Origin of the sequence: uncultured Brachyspira sp. (assembly GCF_949287625.1) — a bacterium.
In the GTDB taxonomy this organism is placed as follows: Bacteria; Spirochaetota; Brachyspiria; order Brachyspirales; family Brachyspiraceae; genus Brachyspira.
This window is the reverse complement of sequence record NZ_CASEGO010000146.1, coordinates 1-7,045: the sequence shown is the minus strand read 5'-3', so window position 1 is coordinate 7,045 and position 7,045 is coordinate 1. Positions and strand designations below refer to the sequence as shown.

At 23.7% G+C, this 7,045-nt stretch carries 3 protein-coding genes; 1 reads left to right on the top strand and 2 read right to left on the bottom strand.

The genetic code is table 11. The features are described from left to right. Together Q1X91_RS14685 and Q1X91_RS14680 are read right to left on the bottom strand one after the other, a co-directional pair. On the bottom strand, positions 1-1,536 hold a 1,536-nt coding region (locus Q1X91_RS14685), incomplete at its 3' end, for an FkbM family methyltransferase (RefSeq protein ID WP_300759191.1). Between the two features lie 26 nt (positions 1,537-1,562). Beyond that, on the bottom strand, positions 1,563-2,771 hold the full coding sequence (locus tag Q1X91_RS14680; protein WP_300759189.1) for a glycosyltransferase family 8 protein: 1,209 nt from the start codon (positions 2,769-2,771) through the stop codon (positions 1,563-1,565). 1,262 nt (positions 2,772-4,033) lie between these two features. Between Q1X91_RS14680 and galE the strand changes: the two genes are divergently transcribed. Next, on the top strand, positions 4,034-7,045 hold a 3,012-nt coding region (gene galE, locus Q1X91_RS14675; protein WP_300759188.1), incomplete at its 3' end, for a UDP-glucose 4-epimerase GalE.

Sequence of the window (7,045 nt, the reverse complement as noted above, 5' to 3'; positions counted from 1 at the left end):
AAAGTATATGCAATCATTGCATATATAGTAATTAGGTCTGGTCTGGTCTGGTCTGGTCTGGTCTGGTCTGGTCTGGTCTGGTCTGGTCTGGTCTGGTCTGGTCTCAGTATAGCATATCAAATTATATTCATAATTGCAGTCAGGTGTTAGACCTCTAAAAAGAATTTTATACCCTAAATTTAATTTTTCTATATATTTTTTTATTCTAAACATTTGACCTAATGAAACATAGTCATGGTAACAACTAATTAAAAGTACTGGGTTATACTTTATTATAATATTTTCTGCTCCCAATAGACCCTGTTCCTCAAATCCTTCTATATCAAATTTTATTAAACTTATATTTTCTTTATTTTCTAAATATTTATCCAATGTAATTGATTCAACAATTTCTGCCTCATCTATGTTACTATCAATTATTGTAGAACCTGCATCATCATCTAACATGTACGTTTTTTCATTTTTATTAGATACAGCGTAATTATGTATTTTAATTCTGTCATATAATCTATATTTATCTACATTATTTTTTAATTTGTTAAATATTCTTTTTATAGGTTCAAAGCAATGAATTTCTTTAAAATCGTATTCTTCATATAACATAATAGCTGAATCACCTATCCAAGTTCCGCAATCTATAGCTATGGAATTTGAAAATCTCTTTTTTATACTATCAGGTAAATAAACTATTCCCAATTCATAATAATTTACATGTAATGATGGAAGTATATCATTTATATCATATTTTTTTGAATATTTATCATTTATGAATTTCATAATTCTATCTCTATTTAGCCATACAACTCTTTGTTCATTTGTAAAAAAATGAGACATTGTATTATCTATTTTATAAAAATGTCGTCCGCATATTTTTTTATTTACAAATGATTTTATCTGCATCAAATAAGTATTTAAAACTTCTAGTCCATAATTATCTAGTCCAATTTTGAAATCTTCTATATTTTTATTAAATTCATCTTCATTTTCTATCATATATTGATACATCTCAAAAAAATGTCCATATAAATATACCAAATTACGATCTTTTATATCATTAACATTTGAATCAGTATACAAAAATCTATCATTTATAAAAGGGTATAAATTATCTATTTTCTTATTTATGTCATTAGTTCTATCTAACATAAAAGGATATAATTGATCAAATCTAGTATGTACATCTTTTAGTCTTTCTTCCCAAAAAGGATATAATTGATTAAATCTAGTATGTACATCAGAATACCTCTGTTCTAAGAAAGGATATAACTCATCAAAACGTTTGTGTACTTCGCCTAATCTATCGCATATGAAAGGATATATATCATCAAAACGTTTGTGCATTTCATTGTTTCTATCAAATATGAATGGATACAACTCATTAAATGAATTATTAATTTTATTTTCCATATCATTTAATTTTTTTTCAATTTGCAGTCTTAAAGGCTTAGTAACTATTTTGATTCCTAAGATAGTTATATAACAATATATTCCCTCATCTCTTTTTGAATAAATAAAGTTTAATATCTTCTTTAACATATAAAATCCTTAATTAAATAAAAAACCTATGCTGCAATATAAAATTGCAGCATAGGTTGTAATTTTTTATATTTAGGAAAGTATATGCAATCATTGCATATATAGTAATTAGGTCTGGTCTGGTCTGGTCTGGTCTGGTCTGGTCTGGTCTGGTCTGGTCTGGTCTGGTCTGGTCTTTCAAATTTAGATCTAAAATTATCACGCCACTTTTTCACTGGTATCCACCAAGCAATTTTATTAATAAGTATATTAACTTTATTATAAATAATATTAGTTCTTTCATTAAGATTATTAATATCATTTTCTAAATTATAAATAATATTAGTTCTTTCATCAATATTATTAATCCTATTTTCTAATTGTTTTTCCATCAATATTTTATTAAATTCTTCTGTTGTTTTTTTATACATAATATCTTCTATATTTTCATATATAATATCCTCATAAAAATCTGTCATTTTAGCATATTTCCAAAAATAATTGGAATAATTAGCTTCTATAAATCGCCATGGTTTCATAAAACCTGCCCAATGTATTATAACTGGATTATTAAAAGCTTCTTCTTTTTCTTCTTTGACAATGTAATTTTGTACTGGCATAGCATTATATACATGAGATAAATATTTGACTTTGCTATTTAATGTTATGTTAAGAGTATCTTGATCAGGAAACATTAATACATTAGAATACTTGAATACATTTTCAAATAATTTAGTCTCTATATTATCTTCCCTCCATTTTTTTAAATTAACTAAAATGACTCCTGTATTAACATATCTGTAATTTTCTGGAAGATTTAATTTATAAGTACAAGAAAAAGTATTATCCAATGCTGCCTGATCTGCCACAGCAGCCATATAATAGTCATCTATATCTGTATTATATAATTCTGTTATATCTTTATCTATTATTAAATCAGCATCTAAGAATAAACATTTATCTAAATCTGGTTTTAAAGAAGATATTATAAATCTATAATTTGTTTCATTAGATATATGAGCCTGAGATGATGAAACTATTTTTTCAAATTTGGATTTATCTACTACAATATACTCTATATTAAAATTTTTAATTTTTTTCAAATTATTTATTTTTATTTTATTATATTCAGATATACCGCCATCTAATATAAAAAAATTTACTATTTCATTTTGATCTAAATTATATAAAATAGAAGCTATTGTTACGGCAAGATATTTTGCATAACTATTATTTATTGTAAAGAATATATTCATAATTATGTCCTAAAATATTTTTAATAGAAAAAGTATAATGTATATTTTGTTAAATATCAATATTTTTTTTGTTTAAAAGCGTTTAAGAGCTATAGATATTGCACACTTTTTAGTTTAAAAAAGCAGGTATTATTTATAATTTAAATTAGCATATAAACAAACTTAAAGTAATTCCTATGAAACAATATAATATAAATCAGAAAAAATATAGTATTAATGATTAATAAAGCTAAAAATAATTCTGAAAAAACTGAAGAAATCACTATTGATTAAACGTATACTATAATATTTTACTTTCCGTGTTCATTCTATTAAAATAGACAATGGCATGTAATTTGTTTACAGAAAACTTTTATTTAATACAGAACATTCATTATCTTTTAAGAAGTATATTAAAAGAGTTTATATACATTCTACGATGTACCCTGTAGGTGGAGTAAAAAGTACACATAGCTGTGACTAAAAAGAATTTATGACTTTGTAATCAGTAATTAACTTTGTATAAAGCTAATAAAAAATTAAGAAAAATATAATAATTTTTGGAATTACAAATGTACATACTCTGCTTTAAATTATTATACACTGTTTGATTACTTTAATAAATTAAGGAATACTTAAATGCAATATGTCTTACTGGCATGCAATTTTATATTTATTGATATTAACTATAAATTAAAATATCAATTAAGTCATTTTTATCAATAATTTCTATATTATTATTTGCTGTATTTTTTGTGAAAGATATATTTGTTATGGTATAAATATCCTATTCATATGGCAGTGATAGTATTAAAAAATTAATATTATTTAATAAAATAAACTTAAACATACTTAGTAAAAATGTATTTTTAAAATGTGTTATTTATATATAATGTATGAGAAGATGTAAATTAGTATGGTCAAAAGTAGTGTATTATAAAGTACATGTAATAGTTTAGTATTTTTGTTTCTTTTTACTATGACTAAAATATAAATTTATTATAAAAGTGTAGTATTAAATTAATATATCATTATTCATATGTTTGTAAATGTATATATAAATTTGATAAAAATAATATGCTAGATCATAAAAACTGTTAATAATTCGAATATGAAAGATAATTATTATAAAAAATATTTTTCTAAATTATATGAAAAATAATATTTTTTATATTTAATAACAATACTTATTAGTAAAAAACACATATAAAATAGTAAAAATACTTGACTGAAAAAAAATATATGATATACTTAGTCAATATTTTGTAAAGTTGAGGCGTGTTATGTTGTTAATAACTGGTGGAGCTGGCTATATAGGTAGCCATACAGTGCTTAATTTGATAGAAAATAATTATGATATTTTAATATTTGATAATTTAGAAAACGGACATATAGAAACTGCTGATACATTGCTTAGTTTAGGAAATGTAAAATTTGTAAAAGGTGATTTAAGAAACTTAAAAGATATAGAAAATTTATTCTCTTCTTATAATGTAGAAGGTGTTATACATTTTGCTGCTTTTGCTTTAGTAGAAGAAAGTGTGAAAAATCCAAGTAAATATTACATTAATAATATATATGGTACTGTAAATTTGCTTGATACTATGATTAAGCATAATGTAAAACATATAGTCTTTTCTTCAACTTGTGCTACTTATGGTGAACCACAATATACACCAATAGATGAGAAACATATTCAAAATCCTATAAATCCGTATGGATATTCCAAATTAGCTGTAGAACGTATAATGGATGATTATGATAGAGCATATGGGTTAAAATCTATTAGATTAAGATATTTCAACGTTGCTGGTTCAGATGAGAAAGGAAGAATTGGAGAATGGCATGAACCGGAAACACATTTAATTCCTAATATCATAAAATCTGCAATAAATGAATCAAAAACTTTTAATATATTCGGATCAGATTATGATACTAAAGACGGTACTTGTGTAAGAGATTATGTTAATGTATTAGATTTAGCTGAAGCTCATAGATTGGCTTATGAATATTTACTAAAAAACAACAAAACAGACATATTTAATTTGGGAACAGGAAATGGTCATAGTGTAAAAGAGGTTTTTGATGTTTGTGAAAAAGTATTAAACCAAAAAATACCTGTAGAAATAAAAGAAAGAAGACCTGGAGATCCTGCTAAACTTTATGCTGATATAACAAAAGCAAAAACAATATTGAAATGGGAACCTAAAAGAACTCTAGAAGAATCAATTAAAACTAATTATTTATGGGAAAAAGAATTAATAAATAAAAATATTAATTGTGCTATAGCTGTAGCATATCATAAAGAATCAATAATAGTAAAGAATAATTGTTTAATACCAATTCAAGTTGGAAGAATTTTAGCACCAAATGTATTAGATAATATGATAGGTGATGATATAGGAGATAATATATCATATAAAAATTATAATTATGCTGAATTAACTGCTATATATTGGTTATGGAAAAATAAAAAATCTAATTATAAAGGATTATTACATTATAGAAGATTTTTAGATTTAAATCCCAACAGCGAAAATAAAAATAGAGATTTTTATGAAATAGTTATAGATGATAAATTTAATTCTAATGATTTCTTAGAAAAAATGCAGATAAATGAAGATAGAATATCTGAAATATTAAAGGATAACCTCATTATTACAAGAAAGAAAGAAGATTTAAGAACTTGGTCAAATTATACTGTAGAAGATCACTATAAAGCAGAACACCTTCCAGAACATTTAGATATTGCTATGGATATTATAAAAAATGATTATCCAGAATATTACAATAATGCTTTAGAATTACTGTATGGTCATAAATCGTATTATGCTAATATGATCATAATGAAGTCTGATGACTTTGATGAATATGCTAAATGGATGTTTTCAATAACTTCTAAAGTAGATGAAAAAATAAATTTATATGATGCTAGATTATGTCAATACAGTAAATATGCTAGATATAATGGTTATTTAGGAGAAAGATTAACAGCTATATATATAAATCAAAAATCTATAGAAGGTTATAGCATAGCTGAATTTCCTGCTGTAGTTCTTACTACAGATGAAAATAGAAGATGGTATGATTATAATACTTATACAGATGATACTTATAAAAATAAAGTACATAAAAAAATAAATATACCAAATAGAGAAGATGCTTCTAAACCAAAAATAACTGTAGCAATAGCAGCATATAATGTAGAAAAATACATATCTCAAGCTATAGAATCTGTTATTAATCAAACATTAGAAAATATTGAAATTATTATTATTAATGATGGTTCCACAGACTCCACTAAAGATATAATAGAAAAATATGCTGTTTCCGACAAAAGAATAAGAATAATAAATAAAGAAAATGGAGGACTTGGAAGTGTAAGAAATCTTAGTATAGAAACTGCCAAAGGTGAATATATTCATTTTATGGATGGTGATGATTTTATGGACAATGATTTCTTGGAATTTCTTATAAAAAATGCGGATAAAAATAATTCAGAAATGGTTATATCTTTACATAGAGCTGTAACGGAAGACAATAAATTATTATACAATGCTTCTTTACCTAACTCATTATACGGAGCAAATATTAATGCTTATAATACACCAGATATAATGTTAGTTCCTTGTCATGTTTGGGATAAAATATTTAATTTAAAATTTGTTAAAAGCCTTAATTTTAAATTTCCTAATTATGGAACAGGTGAAGATATAATATTCTGGTATACACTTTTGTCAAAATTAAATAGGGCTAGTTTTTTTAGAGATATAAAATATAATTACAGGCTTAATCAAAATTCTACTCAATCAAAAAGAGATACTGTATTAAATGGAATAAATAATATGATCACTACAAAAAATTATATACAAACATTGTCTAACCTTGATTTTGCAAAGTATTATGCCTTATTTTTATTAGTTGTAATACCTCATATAATTTATAGGGCTAGAATACTATTTTTAAGTGATAAAAGCTTTAGAAAAGAATTTTATTTTAAAAGTAAGTCACTATTTGAAAATATTACTTTCACAGATAGAATGAATAAAATAAAAGCTTATTATAATTATGTTAATTTTGATTTAGTAGTTGATATCTATAAAGGAGATTATGAACATTGGTATAGAGGCATTTTAGAACTACTTAATGAAACCCCAAATGAAATCTATAGTGATATTAAAACTAAAAATTCTTTTATAGAAAATATTTTCTCTATAAAACAAAATAATAGATATAAAATAATTACTATTTTAGGTATAAAAATAACCACAAGACAAGACAAGACAAGACAAGAC

Excerpts from the sequence above, each read along its gene's own strand:
- Q1X91_RS14680 (WP_300759189.1), bottom strand. The coding sequence starts at position 2,771 with ATGAATATATTCTTTACAATAAATAATAGTTATGCAAAATATCTTGCC.